This window comes from Streptomyces sp. cg36, from assembly GCF_041080675.1.
GTDB lineage: Bacteria > Actinomycetota > Actinomycetes > Streptomycetales > Streptomycetaceae > Streptomyces.
The window spans coordinates 7,530,626-7,547,695 of record NZ_CP163520.1 but is presented as its reverse complement, the minus strand read 5'-3'; the positions used below and the strand labels follow the sequence as shown (position 1 = coordinate 7,547,695).

14 protein-coding genes are annotated in these 17,070 nt (G+C 72.0%); 10 read left to right on the top strand and 4 right to left on the bottom strand.

The window, feature by feature from the left end; translation table 11 throughout:
• Window positions 1–25 precede the first annotated feature (25 nt).
• Window positions 26–1,435 (bottom strand): DUF5933 domain-containing protein, encoded by a 1,410-nt coding sequence (locus AB5J87_RS33340; RefSeq protein ID WP_369382330.1) that lies wholly within the window; start codon window positions 1,433–1,435, stop codon window positions 26–28.
• Window positions 1,436–1,883: 448 nt separating this feature from the next.
• Here AB5J87_RS33340 and AB5J87_RS33335 point away from each other — a divergent pair, with 448 nt between their 5' ends.
• The 3 genes from AB5J87_RS33335 to AB5J87_RS33325 all read left to right on the top strand — a co-directional run bounded on the left by AB5J87_RS33335 (window position 1,884) and on the right by AB5J87_RS33325 (window position 4,879).
• Window positions 1,884–2,546 carry a lysophospholipid acyltransferase family protein gene (locus tag AB5J87_RS33335; protein ID WP_369382327.1) on the top strand — a complete coding sequence of 221 codons (663 nt, stop codon included), beginning with the start codon at window positions 1,884–1,886 and terminating at the stop codon, window positions 2,544–2,546.
• A gap of 121 nt (window positions 2,547–2,667) precedes the next feature.
• Window positions 2,668–3,072: a hypothetical protein gene (locus tag AB5J87_RS33330; RefSeq protein ID WP_369382325.1), complete on the top strand. Its 405-nt coding sequence runs from the start codon at window positions 2,668–2,670 to the stop codon at window positions 3,070–3,072.
• A 202-nt stretch (window positions 3,073–3,274) separates the two neighbouring features.
• A complete protein-coding gene (locus AB5J87_RS33325; RefSeq protein WP_369382323.1) occupies window positions 3,275–4,879 on the top strand; it encodes an ABC-F family ATP-binding cassette domain-containing protein in 1,605 nt (534 codons plus the stop codon).
• Window positions 4,880–4,946: 67 nt separating this feature from the next.
• On the opposite strand, the gene AB5J87_RS33320 is transcribed toward AB5J87_RS33325, so the two are convergent.
• Window positions 4,947–7,271 (bottom strand): beta-galactosidase, encoded by a 2,325-nt coding sequence (locus tag AB5J87_RS33320; protein ID WP_369382321.1) that lies wholly within the window; start codon window positions 7,269–7,271, stop codon window positions 4,947–4,949.
• A 259-nt stretch (window positions 7,272–7,530) separates the two neighbouring features.
• On the opposite strand from AB5J87_RS33320, the gene AB5J87_RS33315 reads away from it, so the two are divergent.
• Together AB5J87_RS33315 and AB5J87_RS33310 are read left to right on the top strand one after the other, a co-directional pair.
• Window positions 7,531–9,315, top strand: coding sequence for a ricin-type beta-trefoil lectin domain protein (locus AB5J87_RS33315; protein WP_369382319.1), 1,785 nt, complete (start codon window positions 7,531–7,533; stop codon window positions 9,313–9,315).
• A gap of 166 nt (window positions 9,316–9,481) precedes the next feature.
• The gene (locus tag AB5J87_RS33310; RefSeq protein WP_369382318.1) at window positions 9,482–10,012 is read left to right on the top strand and encodes a universal stress protein; all 531 of its coding nucleotides are present in this window, start codon (window positions 9,482–9,484) and stop codon (window positions 10,010–10,012) included.
• Window positions 10,013–10,148: 136 nt separating this feature from the next.
• Here the strand turns inward: AB5J87_RS33310 and AB5J87_RS33305 are convergent, their stop codons facing one another.
• On the bottom strand, window positions 10,149–11,255 hold the full coding sequence (locus AB5J87_RS33305; RefSeq protein ID WP_369382316.1) for a M20 family metallopeptidase: 1,107 nt from the start codon (window positions 11,253–11,255) through the stop codon (window positions 10,149–10,151).
• Between the two features lie 47 nt (window positions 11,256–11,302).
• A complete protein-coding gene (locus AB5J87_RS33300) occupies window positions 11,303–11,506 on the bottom strand; it encodes a hypothetical protein (RefSeq protein ID WP_369382314.1) in 204 nt (67 codons plus the stop codon).
• 336 nt (window positions 11,507–11,842) lie between these two features.
• Between AB5J87_RS33300 and AB5J87_RS33295 the strand changes: the two genes are divergently transcribed.
• The 5 genes from AB5J87_RS33295 to AB5J87_RS33275 all read left to right on the top strand — a co-directional run bounded on the left by AB5J87_RS33295 (window position 11,843) and on the right by AB5J87_RS33275 (window position 16,967).
• On the top strand, window positions 11,843–13,333 hold the full coding sequence (locus AB5J87_RS33295; RefSeq protein WP_369382312.1) for a protein kinase: 1,491 nt from the start codon (window positions 11,843–11,845) through the stop codon (window positions 13,331–13,333).
• Between the two features lie 629 nt (window positions 13,334–13,962).
• Window positions 13,963–14,673, top strand: coding sequence for a LuxR C-terminal-related transcriptional regulator (locus AB5J87_RS33290; RefSeq protein WP_369382310.1), 711 nt, complete (start codon window positions 13,963–13,965; stop codon window positions 14,671–14,673).
• 115 nt (window positions 14,674–14,788) lie between these two features.
• Complete coding sequence (locus AB5J87_RS33285) at window positions 14,789–15,202, top strand: PaaI family thioesterase (RefSeq protein WP_369382308.1); 414 nt, start codon at window positions 14,789–14,791, stop codon at window positions 15,200–15,202.
• Window positions 15,203–15,361: 159 nt separating this feature from the next.
• Entirely contained in the window at window positions 15,362–16,099 is a 738-nt protein-coding gene (locus tag AB5J87_RS33280) for a Phenylacetic acid catabolic protein (RefSeq protein WP_369382305.1), read from the top strand.
• A gap of 76 nt (window positions 16,100–16,175) precedes the next feature.
• The gene (locus AB5J87_RS33275) at window positions 16,176–16,967 is read left to right on the top strand and encodes a hypothetical protein (RefSeq protein WP_369382303.1); all 792 of its coding nucleotides are present in this window, start codon (window positions 16,176–16,178) and stop codon (window positions 16,965–16,967) included.
• Window positions 16,968–17,070 lie beyond the last annotated feature (103 nt).

Sequence of the window (17,070 nt, the reverse complement as noted above, 5' to 3'; positions counted from 1 at the left end):
TCGCGCGCGTGCGCCGGGCAGCCGCTCAGGAAGTCGGCGGGGTGGCCGGGGCTCCCACGAGCGCGGTGTCGGACTGGCCGGCGCCATCGGCACCGGACGTCCGCTGAGTCGGCAGAACCTTCGGTTCCGGATCCCGCACGGCCGCGGCTTCCGCGTCCCACCGCTTGGTGGTCCGTACGTATGCGTGGATCACCGAACCCATGGCGAGCAGGAGGAGCGGGCCGAACACCCACGGGTGGTCGGCCATTTCCACCGACAGATAGCGGTAGGCCAGCAGGAGCGCCGTGAAAACCGTGGCGCCGTGAAGGACGAGCCGCGTTCCCTGCCGGTTCCAGCCCCGGTCGAAGGAGCGCATGGCCGCCTCGATCGTGAGCACGAACACGACACCGGCGATGAGGTCCGCGCCGTAGTGGTAGCCGAATCCCAGCGTCGCGCTGAGCGTGGCGACCAGCCAGAACGTGCCCGCGTACCGCATGACCCGCGATCCCTTGCGGGAGTGGATGAACAGCGCGGTGGCCCACGCGGTGTGCAGGCTGGGCATGCAGTTGCGCGGGGTGATGTCGTCGTAGAGCATCGCGTGCGGGGTGCCGAGCGAGGGCACCGTGTCCGGCCAGATGTGGGCCAGCGCCCAGTGGCCGCCGCCGGTGCCGAAGGCGCCGTCACCGAAGGTGAAGATCGGGCCGACCACCGGGAAGATCATGTACACGGCGGGGCCGAGGAGGCCGATGACCAGGAAGGTGCGCACCAGGTGGTGGCCGGGGAAGCGCCGCTCGGCCGCCACGTTGCGCAGCTGGTACAGCGCGACGAGGGCCGCCGCCAGCGGCAGCTGACCGTAGACGACGTGCAGGATCTGGGCGCCGACCGGGCCGGTGGCCTCGACGGCCCGGCCCATCAGCCACGAGGGGTTGCCGAGCGCGTGGTCGGCGGTCGCCACGTACTGGTCGAGCACCTCCGGGCGGGTCTTCGAGGTGATCAGCAGCCAGGTGTCACCGGTCTTGTGCCCGGCCACCAGCAGCAGCCCGAGCGCCACGCCCTTCAGCAGCAGGGCGCGCTCCGAGCCGGTACGGCGTGTGACCGCGAGGACCGCGCAGCCAAGGATCACCCACAGGGCGCCGTTGCCGAGGTTCGGCCCGGCCCCGATGATCAGCCGCACCAGCAGGAACACGAGATCGATTCCGACCGCGGCCCCCAGGGCGATGAACCGTTCCCGCCAGGTGAGCACCACCATCATCAACGCCAGGCCGGCATAGAGCAGCGGTCCCGAACGCGGGGTGAGGACGATTTCCTGCGCCTGACTGGTGATCGGCCCCGGCATGTCGTAATGCCGTGCGGTGATTTCCAGAGCGATGAGAAATCCCAGGACGGCGACGCCCGCGGCGGTCCACAACAACGCCCGCGGCTGACGCCACGCGGCGAAAAGATTCCTCCAGCGCATTCGTGAAAATATTCTCGTCGATATGAAAGTCAATTTTGGGCCGATTTGTTAGGATTCAGTTGAATGGCTCACCTTTCACGCGAGTTGGCATGGCTTTCCAGTGAAGAACGGCCGACCACGTCTGCCACGGTGAGTCTGATGATGTTATCGGAGTGGCGCGAAGAGGGCCCTGGTACGGGTGGTACGGGGACCGGCCTGTCATGCACTCGACTCACACTCAAGGACTCCTGTACTCGGCGCCGGTGAGCTCCCGGACGCGCGACGACGGCGCCGCTCCCCGCCCGTTGGCGACGAGTTCCGTGGACGTAACGAATCCCGGCAACGGTAGGCACCCCACTCAGCGGACTGAGTATCCGGACTCAGGCCCCGGCCCGCGGCCCCCGCCCATCATGAGGACGGCCCCGCCCACCGCGGGCCCGCCGCCGAACCGCTCCTCCGAGAGGCCGTCATGCTGAGCCGTACCGCCGCGTCGCTCATCCCCCTGTTCGGACGTCTGACGATCACGACCGAACCCGACGCGGTCCCCGGCGGCAGCATCATCGCCGCCAACCACGACTCCCTGGCCGACCCCGCCGTGGTGCTCGCCGCCCTGCACCGCGTGGGCATCCGGCCCGTCGTGATGGCGACCGCCGGTCTGTGGCGCGTCCCCCTGCTGGCCCGCGCGCTGACGGCGGAGGAGTACATCCCCGTACACCGGGGCACGGCACGCGCGGCCGACGCGCTCACGCGGGCGGCCGAGGCCCTGGGCCGGGGCCGACACGTACTGATCTACGCGGAGGGCGGGCTCCCCCGCCGCAGGGACGCCGCACCGGCCGGCCCGCGCCCCTTCCGTACGGGTCTGGCGCGGCTCGCGGCGGCGGCCGACGCCCCGGTCGTCCCACTGGGCCAGGCCGGTGCCCGCAGGATCACCTCCGGCGGACGCGCCAAGCAGCTCGCCGGACTCATGAGCGCCCCGCTGCGCCGCCCCCGTCTCCATGTCCACATCGGGGCCCCGCTGCGGCTCCCGCTCGACGTTCCCGCCGCCACCGACCGGGCCCACCGGGCCGTCAGCGCCGCGTGGCGGACCGCGGCCCACGCCGTCACGGAACCGGCCCTCCCCCGGGCGGCCTGAACCCCTCGCCCCCGTCGCGGGGCACGCGCTCCGGGCCGGGCACGGCCGGAATCCGGCCCCGGGAGTCACGCCGTGCCGGACTCCGAGGCCAGCGGGACCTCCCCGGCGGTCTTGCGCCGAGATGCTGCGCCGCAGCACCGCCGAGGACGCGGAGCAGTACCGCGCGACCATGGCAGCGGCGGGCACCGATCCGCGCGCCCGGCTGCTCGCGGTGGTCGACCGGCTCGGCCGCACCGCGTCCGAGCCGGAGTTCCACGGCTGCCGCTACCTCGCCGCCGACCTCGCGCTCGCCGACCCGGACCACCCGGGACACGCGGTCACCCGGGACTACCGGCGCGTGGTCCACGGCCTGTTCGCCGACGAGTTCGGCGCGCTCGGGCACGCACGGCCGGAGTTCGCCGCCGATCAGCTGCTGATGGTCGTGGACGGGCTGCTCGCCGCCGGTGCGACCCGTCCCGACAGCCGGGCCGCCGCCGCGTCCCGCGAGCTCGCCGAGCACATCATCGACTCCGGACGCGGCGCCTGAGCGGTGCGGCGCACGGCTGTCCCCCCGACCGGCCGTCGGGCTGGTGGACCGGTGAGCCGTCCGGTCGTCCGGCGAAAAAGCGCATGCGGTCCCGCCCGCCCGCCCGTTAGCCTGGCGAACATGTCAACGCCCCGAATTTCCTAGCCGAGGACCCGCTTCCACGCCAGAAGTGTGTCCTTTTGCTTTTTCGGAGCGTCACCCCATGATCACTGTTCGCGATGTCGAGCTGCGCGCGGGCGCCCGCCTGCTGCTCTCCGGCATTTCCTTCACCGTCTCCCCCGGCGACCGCATCGGCCTGGTCGGCCGCAACGGCGCGGGCAAGACCACCCTGCTGTCCGCCCTCGCCGGACTGGACCGCCCGGCCGCCGGGACCATCACCCGTACCGGACCGGCGCACCTGCTCGCGCAGGACTCGCGCCCGGCCGATCCGGCGACGACCGTCACCGACCGGATCCTGTCGGCCCGCGCCCTCGACCGGGCGCTGCACCGGCTGCGCACCGCCGAAGCCGCCCTGGAGGGGGCCGATACGCCCGCCGCCCTGGAGCGGGCGCTCGACGCGTACGCACGCGCGGAGGCCGCGTTCCAGGCGGGCGGCGGCTATGCGGCCGAGGCCGAGGCGGCCCGGGTGGCGGCCGGGCTCGGCCTGCCCGACCGCGTCCTCGCGCAGCCGGTCGGCGCCCTGTCCGGCGGCCAGCGGCGCCGCGTCGAGCTGGCCCGCATCCTGTTCGCCGGGCACGGCGGAACGCTGCTGCTCGACGAGCCGACCAACCACCTCGACGCCGACTCGGTGACCTGGCTGCGGACCTTCCTCCGCGGCCACCGGGGCGGGCTCGTGCTGATCAGCCATGACACCGGGCTGCTCGCCGACGTGGTCAACCGGGTCTTCCACGTCGATCCGCAGCGCACCGCCCTCGATCAGCACAACACCGGCTGGAGCGCCTATCTGGACCGGCTCGGCTCGGACGAACGGCGCCGGGCCCGGGAGCGTGCCAACGCCGAGCGCAAGGCCGCGTCGCTGCACGCGCAGGCGGACCGGATGAAGTCTCGTTCGGCCACCGCCGTGACGGCCCGGAGCATGGCGCGGCGCGCCGACCGCATGCTCGCCGCGCTGGAACCGGCCCGCCGGGCGGAGAGGACCGCCAAGATCCGGCTGCCCGAGCCCGCCCCCTGCGGCCGGGTGCCGCTCGGCGCGGTCAGCCTGTCCAAGTCGTACGGCGGACGCCAGGTGCTCGCGGGCGTGGACCTGGCGGTGGACCGGGCGAGCCGGCTGGTGGTCCTGGGCCACAACGGCGCGGGCAAGACCACCCTGCTGCGGATGCTGGCGGGGCACGAGCGGCCGGACGGCGGACGGGTGGTGCGCGGACACGGGCTGCGGCTCGGCTACTTCGCCCAGGAGCACGACACCCTGGCCGGGGACCGTACGGTCCGGCAGAACCTGGCGGACGTGGCGCCGCACCTGACGGACGGCGAGGTCCGGCACGTACTCGGCGCCTTCCTGTTCGCCGGTGACGACGCCGACAAGCCGGCGGGGGTGCTCTCCGGCGGGGAGAAGACCCGGCTCGCGCTGGCCGGGCTGGTGCACTCCGGCGCCAACGTGCTGCTGCTCGACGAGCCGACCAACCACCTCGATCCCGCCTCCCGCGGCGAGGTCCTGACGGCGGTCGGCTCCTACCCCGGGGCGATCGTGATGGTCACCCACGACGTGGGGGCCATCGACGCCCTGCGTCCGGATCGCGTCCTGCTCCTGCCGGACGCGGACGAGGACCTGTGGCACGAGGACTACCGGGAGCTGGTCGCCCTCGACTGACGCCGTGGCGTGGGGCGGGCGTGCGGCCACCGGGTTCGGGCAGGTGGCCGCACGGCGGGCCGGGTGTTCAGACCGGGGACGGCAGCCACTGCTGGCTGGGGTCCCCGGTGTCGGTCTGCTCGACGAGCCGCGCGCCGTCGGCGGTGGAGTTGCCGCTCACGCCCAGCACCTTGCCGGTGCTGACGCTGACGAGCTTCACATAACCGGCGCCCGCGGGCACTTGGCGCCACTGCTGGTTGGCGCCGCCGTGGGCGGGCCACTGGATGACGGGGGTGCCGTCGGCGGAGGCGTTGCCCTGGATGTCGATCAGCTGGCCGGAGTTCACATTGGCGAGGATGCGGATCCCGTCCGCGACCGGCGTCGTGCGCCACTGCTGGTTGGCGCCGCCGTTGCGGGTCCACTGGACGAGTTGCGCACCGGCCGTGGTGGACCAGTCGGGCACGTCGGCCGCCTTTCCGCTGCGGCGGTTGAGCAGCAGACGGGCGGGTTCGGTGGGCGCCGCCTCCAACGGGACGGGCTGCGGCCGGAGTTGGTGCAGATCGAGTACGAGGATCTCGTTGCGCCCGACGGTGAGCCAAGGGGCCGGGCAGTACAGGCGCTGCTGCGGGCCGATGGACCAGTACCGGCCGAGGTTGTGGCCGTTGACCCAGACCACGCCCTTGGTCCAGCCGGACATGTCGAGGTAGGTGTCTCCGGTCCCGGCCAGGTCCACCGTCGCCCGGAAGAAGATCCCGGCCCGGCCCGGGTCGCTGATCACCGGGCGCAGCGAGGTGACGTACGCCTCGTCGACGGGCAGGGCGTAGGTCTGCCACTCGGTGAGCACTCCGGTCAGCGGGCCCGCGTCGGCGAGGGACACCTGCCCGGTGAGGCCCTTGCGGTCGACGAGTCCATGGCCGTAGTTGATGCGCCCCATGCCCTCGACCAGGATGTCCAGGGTGGGACGGCCGCCCGCCGCGCCGAGTGGCAGCCGGGTGCCGGTGGTCGCCTTGAGCGGCGTCGCGTAGGGCGCGGGAAGGGCCGGGCGGGACAGGGCGCCCCGGTAGGTCCCGTCGAGGAAGACCGTGGCGTAGTCGTGGACCGGCCCGGTGTCGAGGGTCGCCCCCGTGTATCCCGCGAGGGTCTTGCGGTGGAGCAGGAATCCGGAGTTCTGCCCGTGGTCCTCCATCGGCTGCGGGGTGACGGTCCGCGCGGCCGGGAGCGGGTCGGGCAGGTTGTCCCAGAGCGAGGCGTACGCGACGGGGGTCGGGGCGTCGCCTCCGGTGCGGGTCAGGGTGGGGACCGGATCGGGCACCGGGGGCAGCGTCACCCCCGGGTAGGAGCCGATGAGCGAGCGGTAGGCGGGATAGCGCGGGGCGGGCCGCCCCTGTTCGGTGATGGGCGCGCCGTAGTCGTACGAGGTGATGTGCGGGGTGTAGCCGGTGCCGTCGTCGTTGGCGTTCGCCCCGGCCCAGTAGCCGAAGTTGGTGCCGCCGTGCACCACGTACAGGTTGAACGACTGCCGGGCGTTCATCAACTCCCGCAGAGAGGTGGTGAGATCGGTGCCGAGCCCGGCGAAGGTGGCTTCGCCCCAGTGGGTGAGCCAGCCGGGGTAGAGCTCGCCCGACAGGGCCGGGACGCGCGGGAACGCGGTGCGGCAGCGCTTGATGTCCGCCGAGGTGCCGCCGCTGAGCCCGATGGCGCCGCCGGTGACGTTGGTGTGGTTGGCCGTGACCTGGCCGAGCCCGTCCTGGGTGTAGAACGGCCCCTCGATCCCCGCCGCCAGCCACAGTTGCCGCAGCGCCTCGAGATAGGCGCTGTCGCTCCCGTACGAGCCGTACTCGTTCTCGATCTGCACCATCAGGACGGGGCCGCCGTTGGCTGCCATCAGCGGGCGCACGACCGGCGCGATCGCGGCGATGTAGCGCGAGACGGCCGCCATGTAGTCCGGGTCCTGGGCCGCGTTGACGCGCAGCCTGGCGGACGGCTTGGCCAGCAGGTAGGACGGCAGACCGCCGAGGTCCCACTCGGCGCAGACGTACGGGCCGGGCCGCAGCAGTACGTACATGCCCTCCTGCCCGCACAGCCGGATGAAGGCGGCGAAGTCGCGCCGGTCGGTGGTCAGGTCGAAGGCGCCCGGGCGTTCCTCCAGGTAGTTCCACATGAGATAGAGCGCGATGGTGTTGAGGCCCAGCGCCTTCGCCATGCGGATGCGGTGCGTCCAGTACGGAACGGGGATACGGGCGGGGTGGAGCTCTCCGGCGCGGATCTGGAAGGCGGCGCCGTCGAGGACGAAGTCGGCGCCGTCCGGGCTGAAGCCGAAGGTGTGCCCGGCGGCGAACGCCCGTCCCCCGGAGACGGCGAACGCGGCGAGCGGGCTGAGCGCGGCGGCCCTCAGCAGTGTGCGTCGGTGCATGCGTACTCCCTGGGAAACGGCAGGCGGAGTGTGCGGTCATGCGGCGCTCGGCGGCGCATGAGGCGCACGGCATGTCACGCGTCGCTGCTGCGCAAGGTATTGACGGCTTCGATAAGCGTCAAGAGTCCACGTAATCAAACACAACACACCAGTGCGCGGCGCCGATCACCCGTCGCCCCTCACCCGGACGCCCCAACTCCCTTTTACCGTACGGTGATTGAAGGTGCTCGAAAGAGAGCGCTACAGTGCATCACCCATCATGGCCACCCGGCGCGCACCTTCCCCGGAGGTCATCGCGCACTCCGCTCCGCTCCACCTCGCACGTCCCCTTCTCACCACCGAGGAGACCACCGTGCCCCGCCCCCGACGCACCGCGCTCGCCGCACTCGCCGCCGCGCTGCTCTGTCTGCCGCTCACCGGCGCCGCGACCGCGCACGCCGCCCCCTCCCCCGCCCCGCCACCGGTCCGGCAGTCCGCCGCCACGCCCCCGATGGGCTGGAACGACTGGGCCCACTACCAGTGCGGCGTCACCGAGCAGACCGTCACGGCCAACGCCGACGCCCTCATCTCCAGCGGCCTCGCCGCCAAGGGCTACACCACGCTGACCGTGGACGACTGCTGGATGACCAAGTCCCGTGACAGTGGCGGGAAACTCGCCGCCGACCCCGTGAAGTTCCCGCACGGCATGGCCTGGCTCGGCACCTACCTCCACGACCGAGGACTGCGCTTCGGGATCTACGAGGACGCCGGGTCGACGACCTGCGGCGGCTACCCCGGCAGCGGCCGGCCCCAGGGCGGGGGCGCCGACCACTTCACCCAGGACGCGACCACGTTCGCCGCCTGGGGCGTGGACTACCTCAAACTGGACGGCTGCAACCTCTACACCGCTCCCGGCCAGACCAAGGAACAGGCGTACCGGCAGGCGTACGACGCCCAGGCCGCGGCCCTGCGGGCGAGCGGGCGCGACATCGTCTTCTCCGAATCCGCGCCCGCCTACTTCCAGACCGGCGAATGGGGCAACCCCACCTGGTTCGACGTGCTGTCCTGGGTCGGCCCGGACGGCCAGCTCTGGCGGGAGGGCTGGGACATCGCCACCTACGACCCCGCCCACCCCACCACCAGCCGCTGGGCCAGCGTGCTCTCCAACTACGGCTACAACCGGTGGATCGGCCGCTACGCCAGACCCGGCAACTGGAACGACCCGGACTTCCTCATCGCGGGCGCGGGCGGACTCACCGACGACGAGTCCCGCAGCCAGATGGCCCTGTGGTCGATGATGGCCGCGCCCCTCATCCTCTCCTCCGACGTCGCCCACCTCGCCCCGGCGGCCCGGTCCGCGCTCGGCAACACCGACCTGATCGCCGTCGACCAGGACAGCCTCGGACGGCAGGCGGGCGTGGCGTCGTCCAACAGCACCACCGACGTCCTCGTCCGGCCCCTGGCCGGAGCGGACCGGGCGGTCGCGGTACTCAACCGCGGCTCGGCGGCCCGCACCGTCACCACCGCGCTCGCCGACATCGGCCTGCCGGGCTGCGCGGTGACCGCCAAGGACCTCTGGACCGGCGCCACTTCGACGGTGAACGGCTCGCTCACGGCGACCGTGCCCGCGCACGGCACGGCGGTCTGGCGGCTGACGCCGGGCACCGGCTGCGCTCCCGCCGTACCCACCGGCCAGCTCACGGGCAACGGCGCCAAGTGCGTGGACGTCACCGGCAGTGGCATCGCCGACGGCACCCCCACCATCCTCTACACCTGCACCGGCAACCCCAACCAGCGCTGGACCATGAACGCCGACACCACCGTACGGTCGCTCGGCAAGTGCCTCACGGCGGCCGGGACGACCGCCGGAAGCCCCGCGACCCTGTCCACCTGCACGGGCGCGGCCACCCAGCACTGGACCGCGAAGCCCGACGGCACCCTGGTCAACGGCGCCTCGGCCCTGTGCCTCGACGTGTACGGCGGCGGCACCGCCGACAGCACCAAGCTGGACGTCTGGGCCTGCGGCCACCTCCAGGCCAACCAGGTGTGGGCGCTGCCCGCTTGACGCGGGCGAGCGGCACGAGGGGGCGGGCGGCGGGCGTCAGCAAGGCGTCAGGGTCCCGCCCCCGCGCGTCAGGAGGCCGCCAACACCCGGCGGTGGCGCGCATTTCGGCCCTACGGCCGGGCGAGAGTGGGGGAAACGCTCGGGCGAGGCGAGGAGTGGGGCCGGTATGACGGAGCAGGGTCGTGAGCGGCGCGTCGTGGTGGGGGTCAGCGGCAGCCTCGGCAGCCTGACCGCGCTGCACCGGGCAGCCGCCGAGGCGCGGCGCACCGGGGCGGTCCTGCGGGCCGTGCTCGCCTGGGCGCCGCCCGGCGGTGAACTCGGCCACCGCGCCCGGCCCGAGCCGTCCGTGGTCGAGGAGTGCCGCCGGGTGGCGGGCGAGCGTCTGCTGCAGGCGCTCGACGACGCGTTCGGGCCCGGCGGGCCGGACGTGGCGACCAAGGGGCTCATCATCTGGGGCACCCCGGGAGTGGCGCTGGTACGGGCCGCCGACGGTCCCGACGACCTCCTCGTCGTCGGCGCCGGGGCGCGCGGACGGCTGCACCGGCTGCTGCACCCCTCGGTCGCCCGCTACTGCCTGGCCCACGCCACCTGCCCGGTGCTCGCCGTGCCGCCGTCCCCGCTCCAGGACGAACTGGAGTCGGTGCGCCGCCGGATCACCTGGCGGGTGCCGGTGGACCTCGCGGAACTGGCCGAATAGGGCGGCGCCGCAGGGCTGGGAGGCCGAGTCCCGGGGCAGGTCCGAAGCCACCGGGCCGTACGGGGCACCGCCGCAGGGCGGGAAGGCGGGTCCCGGAGCACGGTCCGAGGCCGCCGCGGCCCGCGCAGAGCGATGCTCAGCGCGTCTTCGTCCGCACCGCTTCCACCAGCCCCGCGATGAGGTTCGCCCGCTCGGTCATGGCGTCGACCACCACGTACTCGTGGTCGGCGTGGGCGCCCGCGCCGACGGCCCCGAGACCGTCGAGGGTCGCCACCCCCAGCGCGGCCGTGAAGTTGCCGTCGCTGCCGCCGCCGACCGCGACGCCCTCCAGGTCCGGCAGCAGCCGCCGGGCCGCCGCGAAGAGTTCGGTCGACGCCGACTCGGGCATCGGCGGGCGGCCGATGCCTCCCCGTACCGCGATCCGCGCACCGTCGAGCCGCGGTGTCAGCGCCGCGAACGCCGCCTCGACCCGGTCCTCCTCCTCGCCCGACTCCACCCGGACGTCGACGGTGACGGTCGCCCGCGCCGGTACGACGTTGTCCAGGGTGCCCGCGGCAGCGACCGTGGGGGTGACCGTGGTGCCGCTGCCCGGCCGGGCGAGCCCGGCGATGGCCAGTACCTGGTGCGCGGCTTCCACCAGCGCGTTGATCCCGGCCTCGGGCTCGAGGCCGGCGTGCGCGGCCCGCCCGGTCACCGTCACCTCGAAAGTGCCGCAGCCCTTGCGGCCGGTCTTGAGGCCCCCGCCGTCGGCCGCGCCCTCGACCACGAGCACGGCGCCGCAGGCCAGGGCCCGCTCTTCGAGCAGGGCCCGGGAGGAGGCGGAGCCGACCTCTTCATCGGCCGTGATCAGGATCTCGACACCCGACCGGTCGTCGAGCGCGGCCACGCCGTGGATGGCCTGCACCACACCGCCCAGCATGTCGAAGACGCCGGGGCCGGTCGCGTGCCCGTCCTTGACCAGGAACGGGCGGCGCTCCAGCGTGCCCAGCGGGAACACGGTGTCGTGGTGGCCGAGGATCAGCACCCGGGGGTCGCCGCCGCCCGACCAGTGGACGTGCGGCAGCTGCTCGCGCTCGACGACGGCGGCCCGCCCGCCCAGGCGGTTCTCGATGACCGCCGCGACGGTTCGGGCCGAGGTCCGCAGGGCGTCCAGGTCGCGCGAGGGGGACTCGACTTCGACGAGCGTGCGGAGGTCGTCGATCATCGCGTCCACGTTCACGGGAACCGCCTGGTGCGTCGTCATGCGGCCAGGTTAGTGGGCGCGGCCCGGCGGCGGACGGCCGCTCCCGGTCACGGAAGGTAGCTGCGTCCAGCGAGATCGGGGTCTATGTCGAGGAACTGGTGCCGCTGCTCGGCCAGCGCGGGAAGGTGCTGCTGGCGGGCGCGCAATTCGTCGATCAGCAGCTCCAGCCTCCGGCCGTCCAGCTTCTCGGCCTGCGCCTGGTCGACGGCGGCCGGTGCGGGACCCCGGCCCCCCGAGTTCTCCGATGTCACGGAAGGACACATCTCGATCTCCGTTCTCCTGGGAGTTCCGTACACCCTCCCCTGCTGAACGTGCGTCTGGGGGAACGTCCCAAGTGAAACTCCCGCTCACCCGGGACGCAATACACCGCCGCCAGGAACTTCCAGGTGTTTCCGTCCCACGAAATACCATCCCGCAGTTCTGACCTGGAGTGATGACGCACATCCGGACCGTTCCGGGTGATTACGCGGACCATGCCGCCGCACACATTCCGTAATCACCGCGCACAGCCGGGCACGTTATGGTGATGGCGAAGTTTCGTTTCGGATGTACGTGCGCGGTGTGCGGGGAAGAAGAAGGTTCTGGCGGTGTCCGATCTGGGGCGGCTCATAGCCGGCCGTTACCGGCTGGTCGAGCGGGTGGGCCGTGGCGGCATGGGCACCGTGTGGCGGGCCGAGGACGTGACGCTGGGGCGCTACGTCGCCCTCAAGAAACTGCACGTCCCGCCGCATCTGCCCGACGACGAGGTCCGGCGCCTCCATGAGCGGACCCGGCGCGAGGCCCGCAGCGCGGCCCGGATCACCCACCCCAATGTGATCGTGGTGCACGACGTCCTCGACGACGAGGGGCTGCCGTGCATCGTCATGGAGTACATCCCTTCCGTCACGCTCGGCGACGTACTGAAGGAGCGGGGCACCCTGCCCGTCGGCGAGGCCGCCCGGATCGGTCTGATCATGGTCGCCGCGCTGCGCGCCGCGCACGCGGCGGGGGTCCTGCACCGGGACGTGAAGCCCGCCAACGTCCTGCTCGGGCACGACGGCCGCATCGTCCTGACCGACTTCGGGATCGCCGTCGAGTCGGGTGACACGTCACTGACGCGGACGGGCGAGCTGGTCGGATCCGTCCACTACCTCGCGCCCGAGCGGCTGCGCAGCGCGGACAGCGAGCCCGGACCCGCGTGCGACCTGTGGTCCCTCGGCGCGACGCTCTACCAGGCGGTCGAGGGACGCCCTCCCTACGACCGGGACACCGCCATCGAGACGGCGTACGCCATCGCCGCCGAGCCGCACCAACCCCCGCGCCAGGCCGGTCCGTTGACCTCCGTGATCGAGGGGCTGCTGGCCAAGGACCCGCAGCTGCGCATGGACGCCCACGAGGCCGAACGGCTCCTCGCCCGTGCGGCCTCGGCCGACACCGCACCGCTGCCCCGTCCCGCCGGTCCGGAGCCGGTGTCGGAGCCCGCCCCGGCACCGGCGCCGCGACGCCGGGGCGTTCGCCGCACCCTGCTGTGGGCGGTCTCGGCGGCGCTGGTCGCGGCGCTCGCCACGGGCGGCGCACTGCTGTGGCCCGAGGGGAGCGGCACCTCCGCCGCCGACCGTGGCGGCGGCGCCAGCTCCTCCCCCGCCCCGCCGCCGGTGCCCGCCGGCTACCGCCTCGAAGCCGCCGGACAGGGCTTCGCCGTGCCCGTACCGAACGGGTGGAAGGCGGCGAAGGTGCCCAGCGGTGAGCTCGCCTTCATCGACCCGACCGGCCTCGCCGGGCTGCGCGTGGACGTGGTCCAGTTCGCGGGCTCCGACCCGCTGCGGCACTGGCGCGACACCGGGGAGAGCCAGACGCGCCGCGACAGTCCCGGTTACGAGCGGGTCCGCATGGCCCCCACCACGTTCCGGGGACGGCCCGCGGGCTACTGGGAGTTCACGTTCCAGGGCAAGGTGCGCGAGTTCCGCGCGGTGGAGGTGGCGTTCACCGGCACGGACGGCACGCAGTACGTGGTCTACCTCTCCGCGCCGAACGCCCAGTGGGACCGGTACCGGCCGGTCTTCGACTCCGCCCTCAAGGGGATCCGCCTTCCCGGGTAGACGGGGAGAACCGCCGGGAAGCGCACGCCACTTGGCGGGCCCGCCGGTCCCGCTCCACAGGGAGATGCGGACAATCCCCTTGCCCCGAGGGCCGATTAATTTCGGAAGGAATGGCCGAATCGGTGCGGCTGATTCACCCGCCGCATACCCATCCGGAACATTTCATTCAGATCTCCCCATGTGAGTGACCGTGAGGTACGCTCGCCCAGAGCCCACCGCCGGGCCGGAGGGGGCTGCCTTGAGCGCGCACGAGAGCGTCGCGAACTTGGCTGGTTCTCCCCTTCGCGCATAGCGGGGATCCAGCGCCCCGCCCGACGGGAAATCAGCACGCAGATTGCCATTGGTGAAGGTCGCGAGCCGGAGAACCCGGCGCGAACCCTCCTTGCATTTCCTCGAATCCACTGTCCGCCGGTTCGGGATCGCATCGCACCGCCTCATGCCGCGAAGAAATGCGCCAGCCCGACGGCCCGCAATACCGATCCCGATCGCCGCATCCCCGATCGACCATCGGCGGACCCGGCACCGGGGCGGGCCGGCACCCGCTGACCTAATTCGATCTTGCGGTCGCATCCGGCGCCCGGCCTCCACAGAGGTCCCGGACGGCCGCACGGGGGAAGAGGACGCCGCTCATGCATCGGATACAGCTGCTGATCGCCGACGACCAGGTGGTGACCCGGTCCGGTCTGGTGGCCATGAGCAGGGAGGCACCGGAACTCGACGTGGTCGGCGTGGCCCAGGACGTGCCCGGTCTCCTCAACGCCATCGCCTGCGCGGGACCCGATGTCGTCCTGCTCAATCTGCGCCGACTGACCGGCGAGAGCCTGCGCCGGCTCGTCCAGCTCATCGGCACGCGCGCCTCGGTCATCGTGCTGTGGTGCCACGACTCCCTGGTCACGCTCCAGGACGCGTTACGGGCCAGGGTCGCCGGGTTCATGGCCCTGGACATCCTCCAGGAGGAGTTCGCCAGCGTGATCGCCCTGGTGGCGCGGGGCTGCGCGGCCTACCTCCTGCCCCGCGAACGCCTCTCCGACATCGACGGCTGCCCCGCACCGTCGGCCCCGGGAGCCATCTCCAGCCTCACCTCCCGCGAGAGCGACGTACTGCGGCTGCTGGCCGACGGCATGACGAACAAGCAGATCGGCTCCGTGCTGCACATCGCCGAGAACACGGTGAAGAAGCACGTCCACCGCGTCATGATCAAACTGTCGGCCTCCAGCCGGGTGGAGGCCGCGCTCCTCGTCTCCCGGCTCGGCTCCATGAAGCCGGCGGCGCCCGACCGGGAGCGGCACGCCCAGGGGCATCACGCCCAGTGGAGGAGCGAGGTGGGCAGCACCTCCTAGGTGCCTCAGCCGCATCTGCCGGGCACCTCGTCCGCATCCCCCGGGTGCCGCATCCGCTCCCAACTCCCCTCCGGGGCGCAGCAGTCGGCGGTCCGAACGGTGCTATGTTCCTGCGATGATGAATGTCGACGCCGCCCAGGCCGTCCTCGACAACAGCCCCTTCGGCCCCTGGTGGGGATTCCGCGTGGAAGCCGTGGGCAAGGGGCACGCCAAGGTCTCGCTGCCCCAGCGGCCCGAGCTCTTCCGTCCCGGTGGCGTCCTCCAGGGCGGGTGCGCCATGACGCTCGCCGACGTCACCTGCTGGATCGCCATCATGTCGCTGTTCGGCGAGGACGACCCCTCCGTCACCCAGCAGATGACGACGAGCTTCCTCGGCCCGGCCCGCACCGACCTGTTCTGCGAGTCCACGATCGTCCGGCCCGGCCGGCTCATCGTCTACGGCACCGCCGAGACGACCGACACCGCGGGCAAGATCGTCTCCCACCACACCCTCACCTACATCCGCCCGCCCGCGCGCACCGACGTCTGAGGGCCCCGGCCGCGGGGCCCTCGAAGTGCCATCGGAGTACTCCCAAAGAGCCATTCGGATACTCCCAAGGTGCCCCGCCCGTATGGGTCCATCGTGGCCTACCGACCCCGCGAACAGCCCGGTTAGTCTCGCCTTCTCGGCTACCCGGAGGAGATTCGTATGGCGGACGTCTTTTCGGAGAGCGTAAACCTGGAGAACGTCAGTGAACTCCCGGAGGAATACCGCGAGGTACTGACCCACCAAATGCTCGCCAACGGCGAGGGCGAGCTCAGCGCGGGCGACACCTATGTCGACTCGTTCTATCCGCTCGCCCCGAATGCCGACGAGCGCTACATGTGCCTCAAGTTCGGCATGGAAGAAGTGGACCACTTCCGGCGGTTCGCCAAATTGCTCACGCCGCTGGGCATCGAGACCGCGCACATGGTGAACCAGGCCGTGGCGGACCGGCGTTACTTCCCGGCCGAGAGCATGACCACCCGGTTCACCCAGTGGGAGGAGCGCGCCGCGTTCAGCTTCCTGTGCGAACTCGAAGGCCACTTCCAGATCAAGGAAATGACCACCAGCACCTATGCGCCACTGCGCGTGGAGGCCGACGCGATCCTCAAGGAAGAGGCCCGGCACTTCGGTTACGGCAAGCGGCTGATGCAGGAGTCGTACGACGCCGGAGGCGAGTCCCGCGACCGGGCGCAGAAGGCGCTGGACCGGTTCTACCCGATGGCGCTGGACATGTTCGGACGGCCCGACTCCCGACGCGGCAGGCTCGCCGTCCAATGGGGTCTGCGCAAGCACGACAACGGCGAGCTGCGCGAACTCTACAAGGAGGCGATCGCCGGCCACATCGAGAAGATCGGCTTCTCCGTGCCCAAGATCGACCCCTCCCAGCTCCAGTTCGCCTGAGCGGCCCGGCCGCTCCCGCCCCGCGCGATCCGCTTCCCCGGCACCATCAACCCCACCCTCACCGGAGTAGGAATCGATGACGACGACCGACACGCTGATCGACCGCATCAAGACGCACCGCGTCTTCGACCACCCGCTCTACGACCACTGGGCCGCGGGGCCCCCGTCCGCGGTGGTCTCGGGCGCACTCTTCCACCAGGTGCAGTCGTTCTGCGCCTCCACCCGTCCCGGCGGTGAGTTCCCGACGGCGCTGCGCCGCATCGGCTGGGACGAGCAGGCGGTCCTCATCGAGGAGATCGTCGACAGCGAGGCCGGGCACGGCCCCGAACTGGCCACGATGGCGGGCCACATCGTCAACCGCACCGGCGAGCAGGTCTTCGACGACGTGTACGACACGGAGCGGGTCGAGGCGTGGCTCAAGGACTGCTCGGACCGGCTGCTGGCCCAACTGCCCGGCTACGACCGCGAGACGGGGCTGACGGCCCAGGCGACGGCGGCCATCGAGGTGTTCCGGCGCCGGTTCTCCACCGACTCCGCGACCACCGTGCGCAACCTCGGCACCGCGCTCGCGCTGGAGATCATCTCCAACCAGTCCCTGATCCCCGCCGAGAAGCGCGCGCTCGTCGACTCCGGCCACTACAAGTCGGACCTCGACGAACCGGAGATGCACTACCTGGCGGAGCACTGGGGTGACGCCGGTGCCGAGCAGCAGCACGAGGCGAACGTGATCAGGGCGGTCTCGACCGTCATGGACTCCTCGAACAGCGACGACATAGCGCGGGGCGTGGAGGACTTCCTCGAATCACTGTGCGCGCTGTGGGACATCCTGGACGCGGCGCTGCTCACGTCCGGACTGCAGCGGGCCTGATCGACTTCTGCCCGATTTCCGCAGAATCGATTTCCGCCGGACGGACCGGCGGTTCGCGCCGCGTGGGCCTGTCTTCGCACCGCCGCTCGGGCGGGGGTCCGGA

Excerpts from the sequence above, each read along its gene's own strand:
- AB5J87_RS33340 (WP_369382330.1), bottom strand. The coding sequence starts at position 1,435 with ATGCGCTGGAGGAATCTTTTCGCCGCGTGGCGTCAGCCGCGGGCGTTG.
- AB5J87_RS33335 (WP_369382327.1), top strand. The coding sequence starts at position 1,884 with ATGCTGAGCCGTACCGCCGCGTCGCTCATCCCCCTGTTCGGACGTCTG.
- AB5J87_RS33330 (WP_369382325.1), top strand. The coding sequence starts at position 2,668 with ATGCTGCGCCGCAGCACCGCCGAGGACGCGGAGCAGTACCGCGCGACC.
- AB5J87_RS33325 (WP_369382323.1), top strand. The coding sequence starts at position 3,275 with ATGATCACTGTTCGCGATGTCGAGCTGCGCGCGGGCGCCCGCCTGCTG.
- AB5J87_RS33320 (WP_369382321.1), bottom strand. The coding sequence starts at position 7,271 with ATGCACCGACGCACACTGCTGAGGGCCGCCGCGCTCAGCCCGCTCGCC.
- AB5J87_RS33315 (WP_369382319.1), top strand. The coding sequence starts at position 7,531 with ATGGCCACCCGGCGCGCACCTTCCCCGGAGGTCATCGCGCACTCCGCT.
- AB5J87_RS33310 (WP_369382318.1), top strand. The coding sequence starts at position 9,482 with ATGACGGAGCAGGGTCGTGAGCGGCGCGTCGTGGTGGGGGTCAGCGGC.
- AB5J87_RS33305 (WP_369382316.1), bottom strand. The coding sequence starts at position 11,255 with ATGACGACGCACCAGGCGGTTCCCGTGAACGTGGACGCGATGATCGAC.
- AB5J87_RS33290 (WP_369382310.1), top strand. The coding sequence starts at position 13,963 with ATGCATCGGATACAGCTGCTGATCGCCGACGACCAGGTGGTGACCCGG.
- AB5J87_RS33285 (WP_369382308.1), top strand. The coding sequence starts at position 14,789 with ATGATGAATGTCGACGCCGCCCAGGCCGTCCTCGACAACAGCCCCTTC.
- AB5J87_RS33280 (WP_369382305.1), top strand. The coding sequence starts at position 15,362 with ATGGCGGACGTCTTTTCGGAGAGCGTAAACCTGGAGAACGTCAGTGAA.
- AB5J87_RS33275 (WP_369382303.1), top strand. The coding sequence starts at position 16,176 with ATGACGACGACCGACACGCTGATCGACCGCATCAAGACGCACCGCGTC.